26 protein-coding genes are annotated in these 26,441 nt (G+C 51.9%); 23 read left to right on the top strand and 3 right to left on the bottom strand.

Annotation, left to right across the window (positions count from 1 at the left end; translation table 11 throughout):
* The first annotated feature begins 112 nt into the window (after positions 1-112).
* The 7 genes from FRIGORI9N_RS10405 to FRIGORI9N_RS10375 are packed head-to-tail and all read left to right on the top strand — an operon-like array spanning position 113 to position 8,024.
* Positions 113-2,230 (top strand): 4Fe-4S binding protein, encoded by a 2,118-nt coding sequence (locus tag FRIGORI9N_RS10405; RefSeq protein WP_159570476.1) that lies wholly within the window; start codon positions 113-115, stop codon positions 2,228-2,230.
* Positions 2,227-2,853: a molecular chaperone gene (locus FRIGORI9N_RS10400; protein ID WP_159570473.1), complete on the top strand. Its 627-nt coding sequence runs from the start codon at positions 2,227-2,229 to the stop codon at positions 2,851-2,853. The genes FRIGORI9N_RS10405 and FRIGORI9N_RS10400 overlap by 4 nt, the downstream gene beginning before the upstream one ends.
* Before the next feature lie 14 nt (positions 2,854-2,867).
* The gene (locus FRIGORI9N_RS10395; RefSeq protein WP_236550867.1) at positions 2,868-3,086 is read left to right on the top strand and encodes a twin-arginine translocation signal domain-containing protein; all 219 of its coding nucleotides are present in this window, start codon (positions 2,868-2,870) and stop codon (positions 3,084-3,086) included.
* 15 nt (positions 3,087-3,101) lie between these two features.
* On the top strand, positions 3,102-6,041 hold the full coding sequence (locus FRIGORI9N_RS10390) for a formate dehydrogenase subunit alpha (protein WP_159570470.1): 2,940 nt from the start codon (positions 3,102-3,104) through the stop codon (positions 6,039-6,041).
* 25 nt (positions 6,042-6,066) lie between these two features.
* The gene (gene fdh3B, locus FRIGORI9N_RS10385; RefSeq protein WP_159570467.1) at positions 6,067-6,669 is read left to right on the top strand and encodes a formate dehydrogenase FDH3 subunit beta; all 603 of its coding nucleotides are present in this window, start codon (positions 6,067-6,069) and stop codon (positions 6,667-6,669) included.
* Positions 6,670-6,671: 2 nt separating this feature from the next.
* Entirely contained in the window at positions 6,672-6,935 is a 264-nt protein-coding gene (locus FRIGORI9N_RS10380; RefSeq protein ID WP_159570464.1) for a hypothetical protein, read from the top strand.
* A gap of 12 nt (positions 6,936-6,947) precedes the next feature.
* Complete coding sequence (locus FRIGORI9N_RS10375; protein ID WP_159570461.1) at positions 6,948-8,024, top strand: formate dehydrogenase subunit gamma; 1,077 nt, start codon at positions 6,948-6,950, stop codon at positions 8,022-8,024.
* A gap of 151 nt (positions 8,025-8,175) precedes the next feature.
* Here FRIGORI9N_RS10375 and FRIGORI9N_RS10370 read toward each other — a convergent pair whose 3' ends face one another.
* Positions 8,176-11,130 (bottom strand): Rne/Rng family ribonuclease, encoded by a 2,955-nt coding sequence (locus FRIGORI9N_RS10370; protein ID WP_159570458.1) that lies wholly within the window; start codon positions 11,128-11,130, stop codon positions 8,176-8,178.
* Positions 11,131-11,550: 420 nt separating this feature from the next.
* On the opposite strand from FRIGORI9N_RS10370, the gene FRIGORI9N_RS10365 reads away from it, so the two are divergent.
* Genes FRIGORI9N_RS10365 through FRIGORI9N_RS10350 form a run of 4 tightly spaced genes read left to right on the top strand, consistent with a single transcriptional unit; the run spans position 11,551 to position 14,557 of the window.
* A complete protein-coding gene (locus FRIGORI9N_RS10365; RefSeq protein WP_159570455.1) occupies positions 11,551-12,558 on the top strand; it encodes an RluA family pseudouridine synthase in 1,008 nt (335 codons plus the stop codon).
* The gene (locus tag FRIGORI9N_RS10360; protein WP_159570452.1) at positions 12,555-13,214 is read left to right on the top strand and encodes an HAD-IA family hydrolase; all 660 of its coding nucleotides are present in this window, start codon (positions 12,555-12,557) and stop codon (positions 13,212-13,214) included. Before FRIGORI9N_RS10365 ends, FRIGORI9N_RS10360 begins: the two co-directional genes overlap by 4 nt.
* A 6-nt stretch (positions 13,215-13,220) precedes the next feature.
* Positions 13,221-13,598: a Rieske 2Fe-2S domain-containing protein gene (locus FRIGORI9N_RS10355; RefSeq protein ID WP_159570449.1), complete on the top strand. Its 378-nt coding sequence runs from the start codon at positions 13,221-13,223 to the stop codon at positions 13,596-13,598.
* 2 nt (positions 13,599-13,600) lie between these two features.
* Complete coding sequence (locus FRIGORI9N_RS10350; protein ID WP_159570446.1) at positions 13,601-14,557, top strand: S49 family peptidase; 957 nt, start codon at positions 13,601-13,603, stop codon at positions 14,555-14,557.
* Between the two features lies 1 nt (position 14,558).
* Here the strand turns inward: FRIGORI9N_RS10350 and FRIGORI9N_RS10345 are convergent, their stop codons facing one another.
* A complete protein-coding gene (locus FRIGORI9N_RS10345) occupies positions 14,559-15,254 on the bottom strand; it encodes an SAM-dependent methyltransferase (protein WP_159570442.1) in 696 nt (231 codons plus the stop codon).
* A gap of 1 nt (position 15,255) precedes the next feature.
* Positions 15,256-15,837: a nucleoside triphosphate pyrophosphatase gene (locus FRIGORI9N_RS10340; RefSeq protein ID WP_159570439.1), complete on the bottom strand. Its 582-nt coding sequence runs from the start codon at positions 15,835-15,837 to the stop codon at positions 15,256-15,258.
* Positions 15,838-15,911: 74 nt separating this feature from the next.
* On the opposite strand from FRIGORI9N_RS10340, the gene FRIGORI9N_RS10335 reads away from it, so the two are divergent.
* From FRIGORI9N_RS10335 to FRIGORI9N_RS10280, 12 genes are all read left to right on the top strand, one after another.
* Entirely contained in the window at positions 15,912-16,502 is a 591-nt protein-coding gene (locus FRIGORI9N_RS10335; RefSeq protein WP_159570436.1) for a DUF177 domain-containing protein, read from the top strand.
* 24 nt (positions 16,503-16,526) lie between these two features.
* Positions 16,527-16,709, top strand: a complete 183-nt coding sequence (gene rpmF, locus FRIGORI9N_RS10330) for a 50S ribosomal protein L32 (protein ID WP_008249122.1) — start codon at positions 16,527-16,529, stop codon at positions 16,707-16,709.
* Between the two features lie 65 nt (positions 16,710-16,774).
* Complete coding sequence (gene plsX / locus FRIGORI9N_RS10325; protein WP_159570433.1) at positions 16,775-17,857, top strand: phosphate acyltransferase PlsX; 1,083 nt, start codon at positions 16,775-16,777, stop codon at positions 17,855-17,857.
* On the top strand, positions 17,857-18,834 hold the full coding sequence (locus FRIGORI9N_RS10320) for a beta-ketoacyl-ACP synthase III (RefSeq protein WP_159570430.1): 978 nt from the start codon (positions 17,857-17,859) through the stop codon (positions 18,832-18,834). The genes plsX and FRIGORI9N_RS10320 overlap by 1 nt, the downstream gene beginning before the upstream one ends.
* A 37-nt stretch (positions 18,835-18,871) precedes the next feature.
* On the top strand, positions 18,872-19,816 hold the full coding sequence (fabD, locus tag FRIGORI9N_RS10315) for an ACP S-malonyltransferase (RefSeq protein WP_159570427.1): 945 nt from the start codon (positions 18,872-18,874) through the stop codon (positions 19,814-19,816).
* A gap of 14 nt (positions 19,817-19,830) precedes the next feature.
* Positions 19,831-20,583, top strand: coding sequence for a 3-oxoacyl-ACP reductase FabG (gene fabG, locus FRIGORI9N_RS10310; protein ID WP_159570424.1), 753 nt, complete (start codon positions 19,831-19,833; stop codon positions 20,581-20,583).
* Positions 20,584-20,665: 82 nt separating this feature from the next.
* Positions 20,666-20,905 carry an acyl carrier protein gene (acpP, locus tag FRIGORI9N_RS10305; protein WP_008249131.1) on the top strand — a complete coding sequence of 80 codons (240 nt, stop codon included), beginning with the start codon at positions 20,666-20,668 and terminating at the stop codon, positions 20,903-20,905.
* An 85-nt stretch (positions 20,906-20,990) separates the two neighbouring features.
* Positions 20,991-22,229, top strand: a complete 1,239-nt coding sequence (gene fabF, locus FRIGORI9N_RS10300) for a beta-ketoacyl-ACP synthase II (protein WP_159570421.1) — start codon at positions 20,991-20,993, stop codon at positions 22,227-22,229.
* Between the two features lie 396 nt (positions 22,230-22,625).
* Positions 22,626-23,228: an RNA polymerase sigma factor RpoE gene (gene rpoE / locus FRIGORI9N_RS10295; RefSeq protein ID WP_159570418.1), complete on the top strand. Its 603-nt coding sequence runs from the start codon at positions 22,626-22,628 to the stop codon at positions 23,226-23,228.
* Between the two features lie 16 nt (positions 23,229-23,244).
* Positions 23,245-23,895 carry a sigma-E factor negative regulatory protein gene (locus tag FRIGORI9N_RS10290; protein ID WP_159570415.1) on the top strand — a complete coding sequence of 217 codons (651 nt, stop codon included), beginning with the start codon at positions 23,245-23,247 and terminating at the stop codon, positions 23,893-23,895.
* 14 nt (positions 23,896-23,909) lie between these two features.
* A complete protein-coding gene (locus tag FRIGORI9N_RS10285; RefSeq protein WP_159570412.1) occupies positions 23,910-24,890 on the top strand; it encodes a MucB/RseB C-terminal domain-containing protein in 981 nt (326 codons plus the stop codon).
* 15 nt (positions 24,891-24,905) lie between these two features.
* Positions 24,906-26,381 carry a DegQ family serine endoprotease gene (locus FRIGORI9N_RS10280; protein WP_159570409.1) on the top strand — a complete coding sequence of 492 codons (1,476 nt, stop codon included), beginning with the start codon at positions 24,906-24,908 and terminating at the stop codon, positions 26,379-26,381.
* Positions 26,382-26,441: the final 60 nt, after the last annotated feature.

Genomic DNA, 26,441 nt, shown 5'->3' with positions numbered 1-26,441 from the left:
TTGTATACAAGACCCTTCTCCTAGTCCAATGATTTTAAATAAGAAAAATTACGGGGTGGGTGTGGCACAAGTTTTGCAATTAATTGCCAAATAACCAAAATAGAAGTTTTAGATGACCAACTCGGATGTGTTTGTGTGTGGTTGCCAGGGAAGCGGCGAGACAGTTGACAAGGCGTTGAAAAACGTCAGTGTCGACGGAGTACGGTTTTTGTCCGCTCAGCGTGCTTGTCGCGATGGTATTTCCACGATTCTTGATTCAAAAAACCGGTCCAGCGGTGCGCGTTGTTTCGTAGGGTGTACTCAGGAACAGGCGGTGTTCGAATCTGTTTCAGGCGCATCTGCAAACACCCAAACAATTGAATTCGTAAATTTGCGCGGATTGCTGAGAGGTCAGCCCGGCCTGCAGTCATCTCCCGAGGCAGCCGCAGCCGTTGCGGCACTCGCCGCCTACGAAACTGAATTTCAGGTAGAACCCGTCCCGGCCGTGCTGTTCAAATCGCAAGGCCGCATTGCTGTTGTTTCGCAAACCGACAAGCAGCTTCACCATGCCCAAACGCTGGCCAACAACCTCACCGTTGATTTGTTGGTTGTTGATGCCTCTGGCGTTGTGTTGCCAGCCAAGCGTGATTTGAATGTGCTGGCTTTGGCTGTTGATTCAGCCGAGGGTTACTTGGGTTCGTTCACTCTGAATACCCGAAAAACAAACCCTGTGGACATGGAAATGTGCACACGCTGCGGCGCTTGTGTTGATGCATGCCCAACAAAGTCGATCTCCAAAGATTCCTTTGCGATTGACCTCGGCAGTTGCGATCAAAGCGGTGCATGTATCAAGGCGTGTGGCGAGTTCAAAGCCATTTCGTTTTCCGACATGAATTTGGTTTCAGCGCGCGAATACGACATGGTCATTGACTGCACCATGCCGGGCTTGTTTGCTGATCGCCAAGCGCCTTTGGGTTATTGGCATGTGGGCGACAGTGAGCAACTTATGCTCGAAGCCATGCTGGACGCAGTTCAAACTGTGGGTGAATTCGAGAAGCCCAAGTTTTTTGATTACAAGTCGGGCATTTGCGCGCACAGCCGTTCGAACAAAGAGGGCTGCAGCAACTGTATCGACGCCTGCAGTACCAAGGCAATCCGATCTGCCGGTGAAAAAATTGAGGTAAATCCACATCTTTGTTTAGGTTGTGGTGCCTGTACTACCGTGTGCCCAACCGGCGCAATTCAATTTGCATTGAGCCCCGCAACTGCGCAGGGGCGCGCGATTAAAACGGCTGTGAAAGCGTTTCGTGCAAATGGTGGAAAAAAGTTGGAATTGGTGTTTCACGGCCCAGACTTTGAACACAACTGGCTGGAGTCAGCCAAAAAAATGGCGGCAATCAATGCCGGCAAGTCCGCTTCCTCAGATTTTAGTTTGTTGCCCATCGAATTGAATCACAGTGCAAGTGCGGGCCCAGACTTGTGGTTGTCGGCCCTGGCTTTTGGTGTAGACAGAATTACGATTGTGCAATCTGCGCTGGAAGGGGCCCATTATGGTGAGCCGCTTGGCGCACAAGTAGGTTGGGTAAATACGCTGCTCGAAGCCATGGGTTTGCAGCGCCGTGTCCGCCTTCTTGCCGTTGGGCAAACCGAGCAGTTGTTCCAGCCGTCGAATTTGGTCGCTTCCGGTGTGCAAGCAGCCAGCTTCGAGCTGTCTTCCAACAAGCGAACCCGCATGGAGTTCGCTGTGGATCATCTGGCAGAGCACGCTCAAAAGCATGCTCAGCTCGATTTTGAAGAACCAATAGCATTGCCCGCTTCCGCACCCTTTGGTGCCGTGTTGGTTAACAAAGACAAATGCACGCTTTGCATGAGCTGCACCAGCGCTTGTCCAGCTTCAGCACTGATCGACAATCCCGAATTGCCTCAGCTCCGCTTCATTGAACGGAACTGTGTTCAGTGTGGATTGTGTGTTGAAACTTGTCCCGAAAATGCAATGGAATTGGTGCCACAGCTGTTGCTTGGCCCGGCAGCTCGCGAAAAGCGCGTGTTGAACGAATCGCAGCCATTCCACTGCATCAGCTGTGGAAAAGCGTTTGGCACCAAGCACATGATCGAGAACATGTTTGCAAAACTGAGTGCGCACAGCATGTTTGAACGAAATGCAAACCGGTTGAAAATGTGCGCCGATTGCCGCGTAACTGACATGTACAGCGCCAAAGATGAAATGACCATATTTGAGGTGAAAAAATGACCACCCAGGTTCAACAGGATGACAACCTGATCGCCGGCGAAGACTGGGCTCGTGCCGATTTTTATGGCCTGTTGTCCCAATTGTTTTCCGGCAAGGTGAACGATGAGTTTCTGGCCCGTTTCCGTGAAATTGATCGCGGCACGCTCGACATTACAACACCGTTGGGCTTCGAGTTTTCCGAGCTCATTCGCGTGGTGGAGCAATTCGACAGCAAGAAAATCAATCAGGAATTTGTCGACAACTTCATTGGCGTGGGTCGCCCCGAAGTGATGTTGTATGGCTCGTATTACATGGCTGGTTTTTTGAACGAAAAGCCCTTGATTGCCTTGCGCGATGACCTGGCAAAGTTTGGATTGACCCGCGACAAAGCTTTGGTGGAAACCGAAGACCACATCGCTTTTCTGTGCGAAGTGATGCGTTATTTGATTTTGGCGGACGAGCCACCTGTGTCGTTTGCAGAGCAGCGTGCGTTCTTCCAGGCCCACATGGCGAGCTGGTATGGCCGCATGGCCGACGACATAGAGGCAGCCAGCAATACCGATTTTTACAAAACTGTGGGTCGTTTGGCCCGCGTGTTCTTTGATGTTGAAACACAGTCTTTCGATTTTGAAAGTGCCGTTTGATTGGAGGTGATGAGATGACCAAGAAAATGATAAGTCAAGACAAACCCAAGCTTGCACGACGCCAGTTCCTGGTGGGTGCCGGTGTGGGTGTTGCTGCTGCCGGTGCTGCACTGGTGGTAAGTAAACAACCTGAAGTGGCCGAACAAGCCGCTGCCGCAGGCACAGAAAAGAAATCGAAGGGTTACCAGCTCTCTGAGCATGTGAAAACCTATTACAGAACCTTGCTGGTGTAACTCAAGGAGACCAGGATGTTAAAGAGAAGAGACGACAAGACAGTGGCCAAAGTGATCCCAAATCACAACCACAGCCTGCTCAATAAAATTGGGTCGCGCTTGGGTGCCACAATGGACCGCCGCGCTTTCCTGAAGCGCTCCGGAATTGGCGTGGGTGCGGGTGCCGTTGCGGGCAGCCTGCCGTTTGGTATGGTCAAACGCGCTGAAGCGGCTGCTGAAGGCAGCACAGCCGGCGGCGCAATTGAAATCAAACGCACAATTTGTACGCACTGCTCAGTGGGTTGCGCCACCGATGCAGTAGTGCAGAATGGTGTGTGGATTCGCCAAAATCCGGTGTTCGACAGCCCCATTAACCTGGGCGCGCACTGTGCCAAGGGTGCGGCGCTTCGTGAGCACGGCCACGGTGAATACCGTTTGAAATACCCCATGAAATTGGTGGACGGCAAGTACCAGAAAATTTCCTGGGACGAAGCGCTCGACGGCATCGCCAAGAAAATGCTGGCACTGCGTGAAGAAAACGGTCCTGATTCCGTATTCCTCATCGGCTCTTCAAAGCACAACAACGAACAGTCCTACTTGATGCGCAAGTGGGTATCGATGTGGGGCAGCAACAACTGTGATCACCAGGCGCGTATTTGCCACTCCACCACGGTGGCTGGCGTTGCGAACACCTGGGGTTATGGTGCAATGACCAACTCCTACAACGACATGCAGAACACCAAGTGCGCCTTGTACATCGGCTCAAACGCAGCCGAAGCGCACCCCGTGTCTGTGTTGCACATGCTTCACGCCAAGGAAACCGGTGCGAAAATGATCGTGGTGGATCCACGTTTCACACGCACTGCTGCGCGCGCAGACGAATACGTGCGTATTCGCTCTGGCTCAGACATTCCTTTCCTGTTTGGCTTGTTGCACCACATTTTCAAGAACGGCTGGGAAGACAAGAAGTACATCAACGACCGTGTTTACGGCATGGACCAGATCAAGGCCGATGTGATGGCCAACTGGACACCCGACAAGGTCGAAGAGGCCTGCGGTGTGGGCGAAGCCCAAATGTACAAAGTAGCCGAAATGATGGCTAAAAATCGCCCCAGTACTCTGGTGTGGTGTATGGGTCAAACCCAGCACTCCATTGGTAACGCCATGGTTCGTGCATCCTGTATCGTGCAGCTTGCCTTGGGTAACATTGGTGTGTCTGGTGGTGGTGCCAACATTTTCCGCGGACACGACAACGTACAGGGCGCGACCGACGTAGGTCCAAACCCAGACTCACTGCCAGGCTACTACGGCGTTGCCGAAGGCTCCTGGAAGCACTGGTGCCGTGTTTGGGGTGTGGATTACGAGTGGATCAAGAGTCGCTACTCAGAGGGCATGTCAACCAAAGCCGGTATGACTGTGTCACGTTGGGTAGACGGTGTGCTTGAAAACCCCGAGTTGATCGACCAGAAAGCAGGTAACCTGCGTGGTTTGTTCTTCTGGGGGCATGCACCGAACTCACAAACCCGTGGTTTGGACATGAAGAAAGCCATGGACAAGCTCGACTTGCTCGTGGTCGTTGATCCTTATCCTTCAGCAACCGCCTCCATGGCTGCCATGCCCGGCGATCCTGCTGGCCTGAACCCCAACCGCGAAGTGTATCTGCTACCCGCAGCCACACAATTCGAGTGTGCCGGTTCGTGCACAGCCTCCAACCGTTCACTGCAGTGGCGTGAAAAGGTGATCGAACCGATGTTCGATAGCCGCACCGACCACATGATCATGTATCAACTGGCCGAAAAACTGGGCTTTGCTGACGAGTTCAGCCGTTCACACACTTTGGTGAAAGGCAAGGGCGGCATGATGGAACCAGAAATGGAATCCGTCTTGAAGGAGATCAACAGGGGCTCATGGACCATTGGTTACACAGGCCAAAGCCCAGAGCGCTTGAAGTTGCACATGAAAAACATGCACACCTTCAACGTTCGCACCCTGAAAGCTGAGGGCGGACCATGCGACGGTGATTACTTCGGTTTGCCTTGGCCTTGCTACGGCACAGCCGATATCAAACACCCCGGTTCACCCAACCTGTACTCGACAGAAAAATCGCTTATGGACGGTGGCGGTAACTTCCGCGCCAACTTCGGTGTTGAAAAAGACGGTGTCAACCTGTTGGCCGAGGCTGGATCACACCCAGTGGGCGCTGAAATTACAACCGGTCACCCCGAGTTCACAGCCGACCTTCTCAAGCAGTTGGGTTGGTGGGACGACCTCACCGAAGCAGAAAAAACCGAAGCCGAAGGCAAAAACTGGAAAACCGACCTGTCCGGTGGTATCCAGCGCGTCGCTATGAAGCACGGTTGCCATCCATTCGGTAACGCCAAGGCCCGCGCCGTGGTGTGGAACTTCCCGGATCCAGTGCCCAAGCACCGCGAACCGCTGTACTCGACCAAGCCTGACTTGGTGGCCAAGTACCCAACACACGACGACAAGGCAGCCTTCTGGCGCTTGCCGACCCTGTACAAGTCTCTTCAGGAAAAGAATGCCGACATTGGCAAGTCTTTCCCCTTGATCATGACTTCAGGTCGTTTGGTGGAATACGAAGGTGGCGGTGAAGAAACACGTTCCAACCCATGGCTGGCTGAGCTTCAACAAAACATGTTTGTTGAAATCAACCCCAAGGCAGCGAACGACCGTGGCATCAAGCATGGCGATCAGGTACGTGTCATGACCCCAACTGGCGCGAAGATCCAGGTGCAAGCCTTGGTCACACGCCGCGTGGGTGAAGACACAGTGTTCCTGCCATTCCACTTCTCTGGACACTGGGAAGGCAAAGACCTTCTGCAGTACTACCCGGAAGGTGCGGCACCTGTTGTCCGTGGTGAGGCAGTGAACACTGCAACCACCTACGGCTACGACAGCGTGACGATGATGCAGGAAACGAAGACCACCGTTTGCCAGATCGAAAAGCTGGTTTAAGCACTAATGCAAAGGAGATAACAAAATGGCACGAATGAAGTTTCTGTGTGATGCCGAGCGTTGCATTGAGTGCAATGGCTGCGTCACCGCATGTAAAAACGAACACGAGGTGGCTTGGGGTATCAACCGCCGCCGCGTGGTTACCATCAACGACGGCGAACCCGGAGAGCGTTCAATCTCTGTAGCCTGTATGCACTGTTCAGACGCGCCTTGTCAGGCCGTATGCCCAGTGAACTGCTTCTACAAGACCGATGAAGGTGTTGTGTTGCACGACAAGGACCTGTGTATTGGTTGCGGTTATTGCTTCTACGCCTGTCCATTCGGTGCACCACAATTCCCTCAGGAAGGTGCATTTGGTCAGCGTGGCAAGATGGACAAGTGCACATTCTGTGCAGGCGGTCCTGAAGAAGACGCTTCCGAAGCCGAGTTCGAGAAGTATGGTCGCAATCGCTTGGCCGAAGGCAAGCTGCCACTGTGCGCCGAAATGTGTTCAACCAAAGCCTTGTTGGCTGGTGACGGTGACGTAGTCTCCGACATCTTCCGCAATCGTGTGGTTGTTCGCGGCAAAGGCGCTGAAGTGTGGGGCTGGAGTTCTGCTTATGGCCAACCTGCCAAGGAGGGCGCGTAATTATGGCGCTTCGTAGCAAGTTGATCCTTTCCGGGGCCTTTGCGGGCCTGGTTTTGGCCACTGGTTGCTCACCCCTGGAAGATGCCAACGAAGGCAAGGGGTATGCAGGCAAGGCCGACACACCGGCTTATGTGACTGGCGGCGGTGAATTCACCGCCGGTGGTTTCAAAGCGGGTGACAAGGAAAGCTGGGCAGACAACCTGAACGTCCGAGCCAAAGCACAGAACGAATACGTTCGTACTGGCGATTCGGCAAAGGCCAAATAAGGAGAGTCAATCATGACACATTCAACCATTCGGGCTGCTGCAAAGCCAGGCATGAGCAAGGCGATGTTGGCCTTGTTCACCGCGCTGGTTTTCGCGGTGTGCTCACTGTGGTCAATGGGGGCCATGGCGCAAGATGCATCTGAACGCGCGCAAGCGCAAGTCCAGAAGCAGCAAACGCAGCCCCTGAACAACTCACCGGTTTGGTCCGACGTGGCGTCGGGTGATTCATTCACCACAGTCACCAAAGGCCGTGAAACCGGTGTGTTGATCAACAAAAGCGGTGAAACATGGCGCCAAATGCGCAATGACTGGATTTCCTACTATGGCGGCTGGGCCGTTGCAGTGGTTTTTCTGTTGATTGTTGGTGCTCACTTGGTCAAAGGTCCTGTAAAGCTGCCTGAGCCACGTACCGGTAAGTTGATTGAGCGTTTTACTTCGGCAGAACGTGTGGCCCACTGGACCATGGCATTCAGTTTCGTTGCCTTGGCGCTTACGGGCTTGTTGTTAATGTTTGGCAAGTATGTGTTGGCACCGTGGATGGGCTTAACGCTCAATTCATGGCTCGCCTCCATGAGCATTGTGATTCACAACTTTGTGGGTCCATTGTTTGCGGTCAGCATCATTGTGTTTTTCATCATGTACGTGAAAGACAATTTGCCAGAGAAAAACGACATTGAATGGCTCAAGAAGGGTGGTGGTTTGTTCGGTCATGCACCGGCAGGCCGCTTCAACATGGGCGAGAAGATCTGGTTCTGGGGTGGTGTCACGGTGCTTGGCCTCGTGGTGTCTGCAACTGGCCTTATTCTCGACTTCCCGAACTTTGACCAGGAACGTCTGTTGATGCAACAGTCTCATGTGATTCACGCCAGCGCTGCGCTGTTGTTCATCATCATGTCGATGGGGCATATTTATGTCGGTTCTATCGGTATGGAAGGTGCGCTTGAGGCCATGCGCGACGGCTATGTGGATGAAACGTGGGCCAAGGCTCATCACGATGCCTGGTACGACGACATCAAGTCTGGCAAAATATCGCCAGTGCGCTCCAAAGAGGGTGCAACAGCCATGGGTTCTCAGGTGATGGCCCAGTAAAGGGAAATCAGTTCGATACGGCATGGCAAAAACCCACTCAGCAATGAGTGGGTTTTTTTATGGTTACCGGCATTGTGTATCAATAAAAAAACCCGATGGACTCTCATCCATCGGGTTTTTTACTCAGGTCATGGCTGACCTGAGAACTGCTTTAGTTTGAACCGCTTCTGAACTCAGGTTTTGTTTCAACCAAAACCAGATTCTCGGAGGCAATCTGAACAACCGGCTTTCGCTCGCGTGGTGCTCGAACCGGCTTTGGTGTGGCTGCCAGATTCGACTGTACAAGTGACCATTTTTCATGGTCCGTTTCAACCCACAACATACCGGCGCTGCTCAACATTTGTTCCAGCTCAACCTTGTTCAGCTTTGCTGTTGGTTTTGCTGTCGGCTTTACCGTTGGTTCAACAACTGGTTTGGTTTCCAGCTCGGCCACAGGCTCTGCCACAGGTTCAATGTTCGATACAGGTGCAGTATCCGCTGGGCTTTCAACTGGAGCTTGTACTGTCTCGGCCTTGGCCACAGTCTCTTGTTCCGTTGTCTCAGGCTTTGCTTCTTCCGCCGGTTGGGCCACTGCAGCGATCACTGATTGAACAGCTTGTACGTCTGCACCCAAAGCATTGGACTCATCGGGATTGTTTTCAGTAGAACCCATTTGTGTTGGTTCTGCAGGCAAACCCATTTCAGAAACATTCACGCCTGTTGCAGCAACAACCTGCTCAGTAGGTTCTTCAGCGGTTTCTTCAAGGGTTTCTGAAGATTGCTCAGTGCCTGCGTTGTCACGGGCTGCCCCATCACGGTTGCCACCACGACCACGGCGGCGACGACGTCGGCGTGGCTCATCGCCACCCACTTCCTCATCACTCCCATAAGACATGGTTTCGGCAATCTTGTTGGCCAACTCCTCGTCATCCGCTGCATCAGCGGCCTGGAAGGCGTCTTCTGATTGCATTGCCGCTTGATCCACGGCCACGCCAGTTTCACCTTCACCAGCGCCACGTCCACCACGTCCACGACGACGGCGACGGCGTCCACCTGTGCGCTCGTTTTGTTCAGCGGATGATTCTGAAGCATCACCAGCAACAGCTTCCACCGCTGCCAAAGGCTTCACTTCAAGTACCTCTGCACCTGCCGTGCGTTCATCGCGCGGTTTGCCACGGCCACCACGGTTCTGTTGGCCAGAACGTGTTTGCTGCGCATCAGCGGCTTTCACTTCGTCGCCAGTTGCTGTGCCTGTAGTCTCATCGTCACGACCACGGCCACCACGTCGGCGATTTCTTCCACCGCGACCATTGCGCTGATCATTTCGATCACCTTGAGACCGATTTTGTCCACGGCCACCACGATCATTGCTCTTCTGCTCGATGACCACTGCAGGTGCTTCAGCCGTGGTGTCACGTTTAAACCAAGCAATAATTCGTTGAATCAAGGAAGGCCCCGCAGGTGCAGCAACTGCAACAGCCCGTTCAGCTTTGGGCTTACGTTCCTGATGGGGAGGTGCGGGCTGGGTAGGAATTACTCCCTTGATCACCGCTTCCTGACGTTTAACTGCTTCGCCTTCAACTTTCTTCTCATAGTAGTTTGGCTCTTCCTTGGAAGTTGCCAATTCAAAACTCTGACGCGGGTCTTCAAGACGCTCGTCATCATGGCGCAAGCGTGTTATTTCGTAATGCGGTGTTTCCAAATGCTTGTTTGGAATCAAGAGCACATTCACCTTCAAACGCGCTTCCAGCTTGTAGATTTCAGAGCGTTTTTCGTTCAGGAGGAATGTTGCCACGTCCACGGGAACCTGTACGTGCACACTGGCCGTACCTTCCTTCATGGCTTCCTCTTGCAGAATGCGCAATACATGCAGTGCTGTACTTTCTGTATCGCGAATCACGCCAGTGCCGTTACAACGCGGGCAAGTGGTGTGGGAACCTTCGTTCAGGGCAGGGCGAATGCGCTGGCGGCTCAATTCCATCAGGCCAAAACGGCTGATTTTGCCCATTTGCACGCGTGCACGGTCAAAATGCAGGCTGTCTTTAACCCTGTTTTCAACTTCTTTCTGGTTGCCGGTTTTTTCCATGTCGATAAAATCGATCACGATCAAGCCACCCAGATCGCGAAGGCGCAGCTGGCGAGCCACTTCTTCAGCAGCCTCCAGGTTGGTGCGCAAGGCGGTGTCTTCAATGTCAGTGCCGCGAGTCGAGCGGGCTGAGTTCACATCGATCGACACCAAAGCTTCGGTGTGGTCAATGACAATCGCGCCGCCAGAGGGCAGGGGAACCATGCGGCTGTAGGCCGTTTCAATCTGGTGTTCAATCTGGAACCGGCTGAACAGCGGAATGTCGTCGCGGTAGCGTTTCACCAAATTCATCATGTCAGGCATTACATGCTGCATGAATTGCTTGGCCTGGTCGTAGATTTCATCGGTATCAATGAGCACTTCGCCAATATCGGGGCTGAAGTAATCGCGAATGGCGCGAATCACCAAGCTGCTTTCCTGGTAAATCAGGAATGCGCCATTGGCTGATTTACCCGCGCCGTCGATCGCTGTCCATAGTTGCAACAGGTAGTTAAGGTCCCACTGCAACTCCTCAACCGAGCGACCAATACCCGCGGTACGCGCAATGATGCTCATGCCTTTGGGGTATTCAAGCTTGTCGAGTGCCTCGCGTAATTCCTGGCGCTCTTCACCCTCGATACGGCGTGAAACACCACCACCACGCGGATTGTTGGGCATTAACACCAAATAGCGGCCAGCCAGAGAAATAAAAGTGGTCAGGGCTGCGCCCTTGTTGCCACGTTCTTCCTTCTCGACCTGAACGAACAGTTCCTGGCCTTCTTTGACGACGTCTTGGATCCGGGCTTTGCCAGCTTCAACGCCTTCTTTGAAATACTGTCGGGAAATTTCCTTGAATGGCAGAAAACCGTGACGATCTTCGCCGTAATTGACAAAACAGGCTTCAAGACTGGGTTCTACGCGGGTAATTACACCTTTGTAGATATTGCTCTTCCGTTGTTCACGGCCGGCTGTTTCAATGTCAATGTCGATAAGTTTTTGGCCGTCGACAATTGCGACCCGCAACTCTTCTGAATGAGTTGCGTTAAATAACATGCGCTTCATGCACACTCCAATGGCACCGCAGTGCGAAAAGAGATGCTGAAAAAGCGGAAGGAACAAAGAGATTCAAAAACGAATACAACAAAGCGCCGCTCGGCTTTAACCAAGAGCGGCGATTATACTAAGGCATTGATATTTAATAATAAATATTGGTTCAAATTTCACCTGCGTAAGGTGGGCCTGCGTCGTTTTTGTTAGTACCCAGCGCTTCTTGTGTGCGCTGGTGCGTAAAATTCTTTGTTTCCAGCTTAAGGCGGGCATTCAGCCGCGCGCCTCTTTTTCAGCCATCATTGCCACCATCCAGGGTAGGCGGCACACCCACTAAATAAAATCACGGTGGGGCGTATCCAGAACTGAATTCGGACGCTTCCCAAGCGATAATCCGATTATATGCTGAACCCGCTCAATTGGTAAAACAAAGAATTGAAAACACAGGAAAAACCCAATCCCGACAGGGCTGTTTTGCTCGAAATTGACGAAAAACATCAAGATCAGCGTTTGGACAACTTTTTGTGCAGTGTCTGCAAAGGCGTGCCCAAAAGCCACTTGTTTCGTATCATCCGCTCTGGCGAGGTTCGAATCAATCGAAAACGGGCCGAAGCAAAAACAAAACTATGTGTGGGTGATGTAGTTCGAGTTCCACCCATTCAGGTAATAGAAAAACAAAGTCTTGAGTCCATTTCCTCAAGTAACACTTTAAACAAAACGCAGCTACTAAAGGCAGCAGCAGATATTCCCGTGCTGTTTGAAGACGAGCACCTGCTTGTGGTGAACAAGCCATCAGGCATGGCCGTTCATGGCGGCTCGGGCTCTGCGTTTGGTTTAATTGAATGTATTCGGGCACTTAGGGCCGAAACGCATCAAGATTTAGAGCTGGTTCATCGAATTGATCGTGAAACCTCTGGAATCTTGATTATTTCTAAAAAACGAAGTGCTCTTAGAAAGTTACAAGAACAACTTAGAGCCAGATCTTGGAAAAAATATTACAAAACGCTTGTCTTGGGGCACTGGCCCAACGCGTTAAAGCAAGTGGATTTGCCTTTGTTGAAAACTCAGGCAGGTGAAAAAGAGGCACGAGTTTTTGTGGATGAAAGTGGCGACAAAGCCTGCACTAAATTCAAAGTAATTCAATGCTATAAGTCACCTTATTCAAACTTTACATTAATTCAAGCTCAAATTTTGACTGGCCGTACCCATCAAATAAGGGTTCACACCAGTGCCAACAAGTTTCCAATTGCTGGCGATGATCGGTACGGCAATTTTGAAATGAACAAACAATTGGCCAGGCACGGCTTGAAGCGCATGTTTTTGCACGCAGCTCGCCTGCAGCTGGTTCATCCGGCTACAAATGAAACTATAGTACTGGAAGCGCCTCTGGCCCCCGAATTGGACAGTTTTTTAAAATCGTTACAGGCAGTACAAAGCAGATGACCTACAAAATGGTGGTGTTTGATTGGGATGGCACCATACTCGACTCAACCGGAGCAATTACCCGGTCCATTCAACGTGCCTGTCTGGATGCAGGTTTGCCCGATCCTGGTGAAGAAATCGCTTCTTATGTTATCGGTTTGGGTTTGAGCGATGCCTTGCGCCATGCGGCCCCAGGCGCCAGTGAGTCTCAAATTGGCTTGTTGGTTGAAAGTTATCGCAAGCATTATCTGAGCAAAGATCATGAGCTGGAGTTGTTCACTGGCGCCGTGCCCCTGTTAAAAGAACTGAATGACATGGGTGTGATCTGCACAGTGGCCACCGGCAAAAGCAGGCAGGGTTTGAACAGGGCCATGGCGAATTCCGACACAGCCCGTTACTTCATGAGTTCGCGCTGTGCCGATGAATGCCACAGCAAGCCGCACCCACAAATGATTCTGGAGTTGATGGAAGAATTCAATACTGATCCAGCCCACGTTGTGATGATCGGTGACACCACACACGACTTGAATATGGCCGTGGCGGCTGGTGTACACGCATTATCTGTTCAAACTGGTGCGCATCCGCCCAAACTGTTGAACCAAGTGCCTCATTTGAAATCCTTTCGCTCAATCAACGAGCTGGCCCCATGGCTGGTTCAAACCATCTTAGCTCGCTAATTCATCATGCAGCAAATTCAAGTGTGTCAATCCAGTGATCTTGAAGAGGGTGGCAATGGCTATCGCTTCAGGGTTTTGTACAACGGCGAAGAAACCACAGCGTTTGCGGTGCGGGTCGATGATGCCGTTCGGTGTTTTTTAAATCGTTGCTCACATGTGCCGGTTGAACTCGACTGGAACTATGGTGAGTTTCTTGACGATTCCGGGCGAATTGTAATTTGTGCCACGCACGGCGCCAGCTATGACGCCACAGACGGAAGTTGCCTGGGTGGCCCTTGCGACGGTAACCCATTGGTGCGATTGAATGTCGAAGAAAAAGACGGTGCAGTGTACTGGACCCCGACCGAGTTAATTACGGTGCCAGCCGACGGCATTGAGGACTAAAAATGAGTGAAGAAAATAATCAATGGGAGCGCAAGCTTCTTGAAAAGCTTGCCTCAGAGGCGCTGGTCGAACAACGTAGAAAAAGGCGTTGGGGTATCTTTTTCAAGTTGATCGGCTTGGCATATGTAGGGATCTTGATTGCCTCCGTGTTGGGGTTTACTGCCACGCCAAGTCTGGAAGTGAGTCGTCACACCGCTTTGGTCGATCTTGACGGCGTAATCGCCAGCGATAGCCTGGCCAGTGCGGACAGAATCAACTCCAGCCTGCGAACCGCTTTCGAAAGCGAAGGCTCCGTCGGTGTCATTCTTCGCATCAACAGTCCAGGGGGGAGCCCTGTTCAGGCTGGCCTGATCAATGACGAAATCAAGCGCCTGAGGGCCAAATACCCCCAAAAACCTTTTTATGCAGTGGTTGAGGAGGTATGCGCCTCGGGTGGTTATTATGTGGCCGCAGCGGCAGACAAAATTTATGTGGACAAGGCCAGTCTGGTCGGTTCAATTGGTGTGGTCATGAATGGTTTTGGCTTCACTGGCACCATGGAAAAGTTGGGCGTTGAACGCAGATTAATTACCGCTGGAGAAAACAAAGGGTTTCTGGACCCGTTTAGTGAAGCCGATCCATATGAAACGGAATTCGCCAAGCAAATGGCCGAGGAAATTCATCAGCAGTTCATTCGGGTGGTGAAAGAAGGGCGTGGAGAAAAACTGGCTCAAAACCCGGAGTTGTTCAGTGGCTTGGTGTGGACCGGCGCCAAAAGTGTCGAATTGGGCTTGGCTGATGAGCTGGGGTCAATTGACACGGTTGCCCGCGACGTGTTGAAAGCCGAAGATATTCTGGACTACACCGAACAGGATTCTTTTGCCGAACGTTTTGCCCAGCGCGTAGGCGTGGTGTTTGGTCAGGGTGTTCGCAGCGTGTTTCCGGAATTTGGCGCTCGCCAAAGCCTCGGTTTTCAATAATTCAGGCAGATAACCACAAAAACAGGCAGGGCATCTTGCCTGGAGTGGGTATCCGTTTTTTCCACTGCCCCACAGTGCTGGTTTGAATGTGCTGATCATCGCCAGTCAAGTCCCAGCCAATACACAGCAATGTCGAGTCTGAAAGCTGTTTGAGTAGCGCTTCTATTAGCTTGTCGTTTCTGAATGGTGTTTCAATCACGATTTGAGTGCACTGTTGCGCTTTCGACTCCCGTTCTGTTTGCTTGATCCAGGCATCGCGCGGTCCCGGTTCTAGCGGTGGGTAGCCATGAAAGCGAAAATTCTGACCATTCAAGCCACTTCCCATTAAGGCCAACAGAATAGAACTGGGGCCAACCAATGGGTGCACTGGGCATTCAAGGCGGTGTGCAAGGGCAACAATTTCTGCGCCCGGGTCGGCTATGCCAGGGCAACCGGCATCACTCATGACCGCGATTGGCTCCCCAGTCTTGCAGCGCTGAATTATTTCCTGACGCTGCTGGGGGTTCAATTGCGCAATTTCAAGTATTTGAAGTTCGCGAATGGCCACAGGCATGTTGAATTGCCCAAGCGCAGCCCTGGCGGGTTTTGCGTTTTCAACCAGCCAGGTGTTGCATTGCTGCACCAAGGGCAGATCGGCTGCCAGTAGGGGAAGTTTCGGGGTTTTCTGACTTAAGGGACTTGGGACTAAGTAAAGCATGTCAGGGCAGGGTCAGTTCAAACTGTCGAAGTGCATTGGCCACCTCAATTAAGGGAAGTCCGATCAGGGCGGTCGGGTCACTTGACTCAATTCGCTTAAGCAGGGAAATGCCCAAGCCTTCGCTTTTTGCCGAACCCGCACAATCATAGGGTTCTTCTGCAATCAGGTAGCGTTCAATTTCAGCAGAATTCAGATCCCGAAATTCAACCGAGGTAGGTACAGTGAATTCAACAGTTTTTGAAGTTTCCAGGCAGCAAACACACACCGCGGTGTGAAACACAATTGTTTTTCCGCTCATGCTGCGTAGCTGCGCGCGCGCCCTGTCGTGGGTGCCAGGCTTGCTAATGGCGGCGCCATCAACGTCAGCAACCTGGTCCGAGCCAATGACAATGGCTGATGGATGCTCTGCGGCCACAGCCATGGCCTTTTCTCTGGCAAGGCGCTTGCAGGTGTCCAGCGGAGTCTCCCCCGATTCGGGCGATTCATCAATTTGGGGCGATTCGCATCTGAAATTGATTTGAAGTCGGGTCAGTAGCTCGCGGCGGTACTTTGAACTGGAGGCTAAATAGAGTGAACGGGTCATTTGAATGGCGTGCTGGCTTTGACAGATTACGTTAGGCAGAGTATTATCGCGCGTTTCCTGCTTTTCTTATCGGCATGCGCCACAAAGGCCCATTAAAACAGTTTGATGAATTCGACGCTTGGTCGTTTTCTCGTTTGGGTGAAAGCATCTGCAGTGAAGATGTGACGTTTGAATTCCCAAGGCTGGCTGACGATGAAAACATTCTGGTCAGCGCAGTAGAGCACTGGGAAATATCCGGGCGTATCAACGCCAAGTCTGAAAGCGTTCTCCGGTTTAAAGGCCGGTTTAATGCCGAACTTTCTTGTGTAGTGTGTGGTTCAGGTGTGCCGTACGCCATCGACTTTGATCGTCATTTGATTCTAATGACCTCCGAGAGTCAGGCAGACAATTACGACGAAGACACGCTGAACGATGAAACTGACGTTGTTGCCTGCCCAGGTGCGATAAACTTGCGGGATTGGCTGGAAGATGAAATTTTGTTGGCTTGCCCAATGTTCCCCAAGCACGAGGCCTGCGCTGAAGAAGCCGGGCGAAGCTGGAGAGAAGAGGGTGCCGACCTTGAAGATACTGACGACCATCAGGATGACACTGCTGATGGTCCAATACAGGAAGTACAGCGTCCTTTTGCCAACCTGAGCGATTTGCTCAAGGGTAGCAAGAAGTAACACTTTTATACATGGAGCTTTAAAATGGCTGTTCAACAGAACAAAAAATCACCTTCGAAGCGTGGCATGCACCGCTCACACCAGAACCTGACAGCGCCCACCTTGTCCGCTGATTCTTCCTCTGGTGAAACACACTTGCGCCACCACATCAGCCCCAACGGCATGTATCGTGGCAAAAAAGTTGTAAAAACCAAAGCTGACGAGTAATTACTTACAAATCAACAAGGCAACTGCAGTCATGTTGCCATGAAAACCAAAAGGTCTAAGAACGGATGGTTCGCATAGCGATTGATTGCATGGGTGGAGACCACGGTTTGTCGGTCACCATCCCGGCCTGTTTGCGCTTTCTCAAGCAGCATCCCGATGTTCAGCTTGTGCTTGTTGGAAAACAAGCTGAGATTGAAGCGGCACTGGCCAAGAAAAAGGCGTTGGAGCATCCCCAAATTACCATTCGTCACGCAAGTGAAGTGGTGGAAATGGACGAGCCTCCAGCGCAGGCTTTGCGTAACAAGAAAGACTCCTCGATTCGAGTGTGTGCCAACCTGGTAAAAGACGGGTTGGCGTCTGCGTTCGTCAGTGCTGGCAACACCGGCGCCCTGATGGCGATTTCTCGTTTCGTTCTCAAAACCCTCGACAGCATTGACCGCCCTGCAATTGCATCTGCTTTGCCCAATATGAAAGGCAAAGGCACGCTCATGCTCGATCTGGGTGCCAACGTGGATTGCGAACCTGCTCACCTGTTTCAGTTCGCGGTAATGGGGTCAGCCTTCGTAAAAGGCACGGAAGGCATTGAAAAGCCGACTGTGGGATTGCTGAACATTGGCGAAGAGGTGATCAAGGGCAATGATGTGGTCAAAAAGGCCTCTGAATTGCTGCGCGCAAGCGAACTGAACTTTTACGGTAACGTAGAGGGCAATGACATTTACAAAGGCACCACCGACGTAGTGGTGTGCGATGGTTTTGTGGGCAATGTGGCCTTAAAAACCTCTGAGGGCCTGGCGCAAATGCTGGGCGACATAATAAAGACAGAGTTCAAGAGAGGCCTGTGGCCCAAAGTTGCTGCAGTATTCGCAGCGCCAGTGTTGCTTCGATTCAAAAAAAGGGTGGACCACCGCCGCTACAACGGAGCAGCATTGCTTGGGCTTAAAGGGATTGTGATCAAAAGCCACGGCTCGGCAGACGCCTATGCCTTCTTCTATGCGATCAAACGGGCTTACGATGCTGCCAACGGCAATTTGCTGGATAGCATCAGGCTCACCATGTCGCATTATGTGCCATTGGCCGCACCAGCGCCCAACAGCACTCAAGAGGCAGCAGCTTCTCCGGTCGAGGCGAAACCAGACCAAGTAATTTAATGTCTCATTACAGTGCAATCCTTGGCACTGGCGCAAGCCTGCCAAGGCGTGCGGTTTCAAACCAGGAGTTAACTGAGTTTCTTGCCGAAAAAGGTGTGGAAACCAGTGCTGAATGGATTGAAACGCGCACCGGAATCAAGCAAAGGTATCTTTGTGAGTCCGACGAAACCAATTGTCAAATGGCCAGTAAGGCCGCTTTGCAAGCCCTGAAGGCGGCTGGCGTCTTGCCTGATCAAGTTGACCTGATTGTGTTGGCCACTTCAACACCCGATCAGGTTTTCCCCTCGACCGCCTGTGCGGTTCAAGCTGAAATTGGCGCCAAAAAAGCCATGGCCTTTGACATTCAGGCCGTTTGTAGTGGCTTTGTTTACGCGCTGACTGTTGCTGATTCAATGATTCGTTCAGGTCAGGTGAGCAATGCTTTGGTGATCGGCTCTGAAGTGTTCAGCCGCTTGATGGACTGGCACGACCGCACCACCTGTGTGTTGTTCGGAGACGGAGCGGGTGCTGTATTCGTTCAAGCCAGCAAAGAGCCAGGCATTTTGGGTTGCAAGTTGCATTCAGATGGCACCCTGGGTTGTATTTTGAACACCACAGGTCGCATTGATGGCGGAAAAATTGTGGGAGACCCTTTTTTGCGCATGGATGGTCAGGCGGTTTTCCGGCAGGCTGTATCTGTGCTCGGGAACAACGCGCTGGAATTGTTTGAAAGCCTGAATTTCAAGCTGGAAGACCTGGATTTTCTGGTCCCGCACCAGGCCAATGTTCGAATTTTGCATTCCATTGCGAAAAAACTGAAACTACCCGAAGACCGGGTCGTGATTACGGTTGGAATGCATGGCAACACCTCCGCAGCCTCTGTTCCCTTGGCTTTGAACCACGCAATTGAGCAAAAACAGATTAAAAAAGGCGATAACGTGCTCTTACAGGGTGTTGGGGGCGGTTTTACATGGGGCAGTGTGCTCGTTCGCATGTAAAATAGCGCAACTTGCAAATTAGATGAATTCCTCGAAAATGACAAAGAAAATCGCCTTCCTGTTTCCAGGGCAGGGTTCGCAATCGGTAGGCATGCTGAACGCCTTCAAAACCAACAATGCCACTGCAAGCCTTTACACGACGGCAGCGCTCGAGGCCGAGCAGGCGTTGGGGCAAGACCTCGCAGCCTTGATTGAACAAGGGCCGGCCGAATCACTCAATTTGACCACCAACACACAGCCTGCCATGTTAATGGCAGATGTGCTGGTTCTACGCGCATGGCTTGCTGCTGGCGGATCTGCTCCACATTTGGTTGCAGGTCACTCCTTGGGTGAGTATGCAGCGTTGGTCGCGGCGGGTGTTTTGAGTTTTTCCGAGGGTTTGGGACTTGTTCGTATTCGTGCCCAGGCCATGCAAGAGGCCGTTCCTGTTGGGCAAGGCGGAATGGCTGCCATACTTGGCCTGGCGGACGACCAGGTAAAGCAGGCTTGCCAGCAAGCCAGTGTGAACGGCGAAATCGCTGAGGCTGTGAACTTCAATGCGCCAAGCCAGGTTGTCATTGCGGGCAGTGCACAGGGTGTCAAAGCGGCTTGCGAGGCAGCCAAGGCACTGGGTGCCAAGCGTGCGCTCGAGTTGCCTGTTTCTGCGCCATTTCATTCCAGCCTGATGAAGCCAGCCTCGGTTAAATTGGCAGCTGCCCTGGCCAATACAAATTTCAATATCCCAGCGCTGCCTGTGTACAACAACATTGATGTGGCTGTAGAATCCGATCCCGCGAGAATTCGTGACGCACTGGTTCGTCAGGCTTATGGCCCGGTTCGTTGGGTTGAAACAATTCAAGCCATGTCTGCTGCCGGCACCACGCTTTTTGTTGAGTGTGGCCCAGGCAAGGTGTTGGCTGGTTTGGTTAAACGTATCAGTGATGTGCCCGTGGTCAATGTTTTTGATCCGGAAAGCATTCAAGCGGCGCTTGGCGCCGTATAAAAGGGATTCACCAAATGACCATGTTTGATTTGACCGGAAAAGTGGCTTTGGTAACAGGTGCAAGCCGTGGGATCGGCAGGGAAATTGCCGTTACTTTGGGCAAGGCAGGTGCTACCGTGGTGGGTACGGCTACATCCGAAGCTGGCGCTGCTGACATATCAGAAGGCTTGAAAGCCGCTGGCGTGAAGGGTTTTGGAGCGGTGCTCAACGTGACTGATTCTGAAAGTCTTGAGCCCCTGTTTGCAAGAATTGCAGAAGAACTGGGCCAGCTATCGATTTTGGTGAATAATGCCGGAATTACGCGTGACCAGCTTTCCATGCGCATGAAGGACGAGGATTGGGATGCAGTCATCGCAACCAATCTGTCGGCGGTCTTCAAGCTGTCCAAGCTGGCCATGAAACCCATGATGAAGGCACGAACTGGCCGCATGATTAATATCACTTCGGTGGTAGGTACAAGTGGAAACGCAGGGCAGGCCAATTATGCTGCAGCCAAAGCGGGCGTGGCCGGAATGACAAAAGCGCTCGCACGTGAACTGGGAAGTCGCAATATCACGGTAAACTGTGTGGCGCCCGGATTCATCCAAACAGACATGACTGATGCACTGAATGAAACACAGGTGGATCAGTTGAAACAACAAATCCCGTTGGGTCGTATGGGGCAGGTAGGCGACATTGCTGCGGCGGTGTTGTACTTGGCCAGCGACCAGGCGGGGTATGTAACTGGAACCACATTACACGTGAATGGTGGAATGTGGATGGGCTAATGGCAAAGCGTTTAGAATATGATCTGTCATATCGCTTTGCTATTCTCACTCGATTTTATTAAAAACCCACGGAGGCTCCGTAATGGAAAACATTGAACAGCGCGTTAAAAAGATTGTGGCCGAGCAACTCGGCGTAAAAGAAGAGGAAATCAAGAACGAATCTTCTTTCGTAGATGATCTGGGCGCTGATTCCTTGGACACAGTGGAATTGGTCATGGCTTTGGAAGAAGAATTTGAAACAGAAATTCCTGACGAAGAAGCTGAAAAGATCACCACAGTTCAACAAGCGATTGATTACGTTAAGACAAACTCTAAGTCTTAATGGCTGGATTTGAAGGGGCGTAGAGGAGACTCTGTCTTCCTCGGCCCCTGCCTGTTCAAGCAAAAATTGGATCAAGGGAGGGCTTGTGAGCCGTAGACGTGTTGTTATTACCGGTTTGGGCATCATCAGCCCTGTGGGTAATTCTGTTAGCGAGGCTTGGACAAGCCTGACCCAAGGCAAATCTGGCATTTCGACCATTAGCAGGTTCGAAACGGAAGCGCTGACTGCAAAAATCGCCGGCGAAGTCAAAGGCTTCGACGTGGCCGAGTACATTCCAGGCAAGGAAGCCGCCCGCATGGACACGTTTATCCATTACGGTTTGGCGGCAGGTATTCAGGCATTCAAAGATTCCGGTCTTGAAGTGACCGAACAAAATTCTGAACGAATTGGCGTGAGCATTGGCTCAGGCATTGGCGGTTTGCCAATGATTGAAGACACCCATTCCGATTTGATCAACAAAGGCTATCGCCGCATTTCTCCGTTCTTCGTTCCGGGTAGCATCATCAACATGATTTCCGGCCACATGTCCATTATGTATGGCTTGAAGGGTCCGAACATTGCCATGGTGACTGCCTGTACCACGGGAACCCACTCCATTGGTGAAGCTGCGCGCATTATTGAATACGGTGATGCCGATGTCATGATTGCTGGCGGGGCCGAGTCAACTGTGTCTCCGCTGGGTATTGGTGGTTTTGCGGCCATGCGCGCCTTGTCAACCCGAAACGACGACCCCACAGCGGCGAGTCGCCCCTGGGACAAGGATCGGGATGGCTTTGTGCTGGGCGAGGGCGCTGGTGTACTGGTGCTTGAAGAATACGAGCATGCCAAAAAACGTGGCGCAAAAATTTATGGTGAAGTTGTGGGTTACGGCATGAGTGCCGACGCAAGCCACATGACTGCCCCCTGTACAGACGGCGACGGCGCAGCGCGCTGTATGAAAGCCGCTTTGCGCAACGCTGGCATGAATCCCGACGATGTGGACTACGTGAATGCGCACGGTACATCGACCCCGTTGGGCGATGTGGCTGAAACCATGGCAGTCAAGCGTGCCTTGGGTGATCATGCCTACAAAACAGTCGTGAACTCAACGAAAAGCATGACGGGACACCTTTTGGGTGCTGCTGGCGGCATCGAGGCTGTGTTTACGGCGCTGGCAGTTCACAACCAGATTTCTCCGCCGACGATCAACCTGATTGAAGCCGGTGAGGGCTGTGACCTTGACTACTGTGCGAACACGGCCCGCGAAATGAATATTAAGCTGGCTTTGTCTAACTCCTTTGGCTTTGGCGGTACCAACGGTACTTTGGCCATTGCACGGGTGTAACGGGGCGCTCCTTGTCAAACACACGGTCGGGCAGCATGTTGAATGAATTCACATTCGCTGCCCGAGTTGTATCTGCTTCGCTCAAACCTCAGCGGCTTGTGTTCACATTCACTTCCGAAAGTGATTGCAATGCGCATGTCAAATTCGACCCTCGCTTTTTTCTATGTGCCTCAACATCCACAGGCAGTGAGCACCACATGGTCTCCTTTTATCGGGCTTGGGTTTTACCGTTCGGCATATTCCTGTTTATGGAACAATCCGCCTTGCTGAAAGCCAAGGTGGTGTTTGTGTCTGCGTCTTCGGTTGCATTTCGGCCATTGTGTGTCGTGGCATGTCGACTTCAATCTCATGAAATCGCAGAAAAACCGTCACTTTCCAGCTACTTTTGGAGGATGAATGTCCTCCGATAAAGACGATGATCTATTGATCGTTCAACGGGTTCAGGCCGGTGACAAGCTTGCATTCAACTTGTTGGTGAACAAGTACCACAGGCGCGTGGCGCGCTTGCTCACCCGCATGGTTCGCAATCAGGAAGACATCGAAGATGTGGTTCAGGAAACCTTTATCAAGGCCTACAGGGCCATTGGTAATTTTCGGGGTGACAGTGCCTTTTATACCTGGATCTACCGGATCGCGATCAATACAGCAAAGAATTTGTTGGTCACGCAGGGGCGGCGTCCTTCTACCCTGAGAGAATCAAATGACGGGGACAGTGAAACTTTTGAAGACAATGCTGCTCTTAGTAACATTGATACGCCGGAATCGCTTTATCAGACCAAGCAAATCGGAGAGGCGGTCAATGAGGCCATGGCTGCGTTGCCTGAAGAGTTGCGGTCCGCAATTGTCATGCGTGAGATCGATGGCCTGAGTTATGAAGAGATTGCCGCGGCAATGGATTGCCCAATTGGTACGGTTCGATCACGAATCTTCCGTGCCCGAGAATCCATTGCAGCAAAAATCAAACCTTTGTTGGAACCCAAAGGCAGCAAGCGTTGGTAAACCGGTGAGTGTGCAAATGAACAGAAACGAACAAATTTCCGCGATGTTGGATGGCGAGCTTGATGAAGTCGAGCTTAAATTCCTTCTCAATGCCATTGGTGCCGAAGAGGCCCAGACCTGGCAGGGCTATTGCGCTGTGAGCGACTTGATTCGTTCGAGCGAGATGATTGCGTTTCACTCTCCGGATTTGCTTGCACGGATCGAATCCAGTATTCAAAATGAACCGACCGTGATCGCGCCAGTACTGGCCGCTCAGCTTGAGCGCCAAACAGCATTGCAACGCGTGTTCACAGCCAGCCGCTCGCGTCGCTTGCTGGCATCGATGGCCGCTGTGGGTTTTTTCAGCTTTGCGCTTAATCAGGCTATTCCGCCTGTGGACAGTCAGGTGCAAATGGTACGAACACAAGCCATCGAGAATACTTTCACTGACGCAGAACTCGCGCTGTGGCAAGAATATTTTATGGCCCATCAACAAAACAGCATTCGAGGCGGATTGTCTGCTGTGTCTCCGATGGCCCGGGTTGACGCAGAACGCCCAATGCTGGACAACACCGAGCGGGTTATCGTTAATAATTCGGGCGCAGGTGAGTGGATGAATGTGTGGGAGCCTTCTCCCCACAGCACAGACCCCACTGTGCGATTTAACTATGTTTCTTCCAGCCGCTAAGTGACATTGAACCCATGAAGATGTACCGCCCGTTTCACTTTGCCAAACATGTTGCAACCGGCGTATTTTTGGCCTCGGTGGCTTTTTCCGCGCAGGCTGAACAAAGCCTTTGGAACTTGGTATGGGCCAGCCACGATCAAGCCAAGTCGCTCAGTTACTCTGGTTTGTTGATCACAGAATCAGGTAAACATTCTCAAACCAGCAAATTGCTGCATCAAGCCACAGCTGGCGGGGAATTTGAAGTACTTGAGCGTCTGGATGGCCAGCCTGCCAAATGGATTCGGCACAATGACCAAATTCAATGTGTCATTCCCGATCGCAAAATGATTCTTACCGAAAGGCGTCACACTTCGATTGCGTTCCCTCGGGTATTTGCAGGCGCAGACGGTTCAAATTCCCTCGAGAAGTTTTACACGATCAGTGAGTTGCCGGGGCGTCGCGTTGCGGGCAGGGCTGTTCGGGTGTTAAAGCTGGTGCCCAAAGACGATTTGCGTTACGAGTACCGCCTGTACGTTGATCGTGAGAATAAACTTTTAATGCGATCTGAATTGTATTCTCCGCAGGGAGAAATTCTTGAAAATGTCGGTTTCAAGGAAATTTCCTTTGAACCTTCGCTCGTTGAAAATCCGGCTTTGGTCAAAGCAGGGCCTGGTTGGCGAATCAGTAGTACCGAGGTGCGCACCTTAAGCTCTGCTGAATTGACTTATGATTTACCCGATCTGGCGTTTGGATTTAAAAAGGCGGACACTGTTTGTCGTGTGAAATCCAAAGACGATCAAATTCATCAAACGGTTTACTCCGATGGTCTGTCGACTTTGTCGGTATTTGTTCAGAAAGTTCAGGCTGGTCATTCGATGCCCCAAGTGCCCATGAGCCACGGGGCCGTCATGTCCAAGTCTGAGACTCAGGGAGAACACCTGGTCACCGTGCTGGGTGAGGTTCCCGAGAAAACCTTGGGACTTTTTCTGAAGTCCATTCGTTGGAAATCTCAATAACAAGGAAATTTTTAAATGAGATCTGAAGTGTTGAATTCCCGAAATATTGTAGTGATGGCCTTTTTTTTGCTGGCCACGGTGTTTTTTGCCTGGTCAGTGCCAGCCCACGCGCAAACCACCTCACGCGGCTTGCCTGACTTTTCCGATTTGGTAGACCGAGTGGGTCCTGCAGTGGTGAATATTCGAACCACGCAAAAGGTTAGTCAAAACCCTCAAGGGTTTCCTGGTTTTCCAGGTATGGATCCCAATGATCCATTTTTTGAGTTTTTCCGTAGATTCATGCCTCCTGGCACGCCAATGCCCGGGCAACCTGGCCAGGCTCCACGTGGTGGGCAACAGGCCCCTGAGCGTGAAGTACCCAGTGGCGTCGGTTCGGGCTTTGTAATTGATTCAGACGGTTATCTGCTGACGAATCACCATGTCGTAGACGGCGCTGAATCGATTATTGTGACTTTTCCGGACAAGCGTGAATTCAAGGGCAAAGTGATCGGATCGGACCAGCGTACCGACGTGGCGTTGGTGAAAATCGAGGGTAAAAATCTTCCATTCCTGAAAATCGGAAATGTCGCCAATACCAAGGTGGGTCAATGGGTCGTGGCAATTGGTTCGCCTTTTGGTCTTGAAAACTCGGTGACGGCGGGCATTGTTAGCGCCAAGGGGCGTGACACTGGTGAATATTTGCCCTTTATTCAAACCGATGTGGCGGTGAACCCCGGCAATTCCGGTGGTCCCTTGCTGAACCTGGATGGTGAGGTCATTGGTATCAACTCCCAGATTTACAGCCGTACTGGCGGTTTCATGGGCATTTCTTTCGCGATTCCAATTGATGAAGCCATGCGTGTGGCCAAGCAGCTGCGCGACACGGGCAAGGTAAGCCGTGGTCGAATTGGTGTGGGTATTGGCGAAGTTGATAAAGATGTGGCCAAGGCCTTGGGTCTTGATTCTGCAATGGGCGCCTTGGTTGGGTCTGTGGGCAAAGACAGCCCGGCTGACAAAGCAGGTGTGATTGCGGGTGACATTATCTTGCGATTTGACGGCAAGAAGGTCGAGAAAGCTTCGGACTTGCCACGTATCGTGGGTGAAACAAAGCCAGGCAGCAAGGTTAATATGGTTTTGTGGCGCAAGGGCGCTGAGAAATCAGTGTCGATTACTGTCGGAGAATTCGAGAACGAAGCCGCGTCACCAGCAGCTGCGCCAGTCGAGAAACCCAAGCCAGTCGAATCCGACAAGTTGGGCTTGACTGTGAGCGATCCTACAGCTCAGGAAAAGTCTGCACTGAACCTGACAGGTGGTGTGGTGGTTCGCAATGCTGTTGGCATGGCGGCGTCTGCTGGCATCGTTGCTGGGGATGTAATTTTGCGCATAGGCCGAATTGATATCACTTCTGCCAAGCAGTTTGCTGATTTGGTGAAGGCGATTCCAAAAGGGCAAGCGGCGCCCATGTTGGTGCGTCGCGGTGAAAACTCTTTCTTTGTGGTGCTGACACCCTGACCATTACTTCCGAACAACTCGGCAGGCCTTGCGAAATATGCTGTAAAGCAAGGCCTGATC

It is taken from the genome of Limnobacter sp. 130, assembly GCF_902506325.1.
Lineage (GTDB): Bacteria > Pseudomonadota > Gammaproteobacteria > Burkholderiales > Burkholderiaceae_B > Limnobacter.
This window is presented reverse-complemented; position numbering and strand designations above follow the sequence as displayed.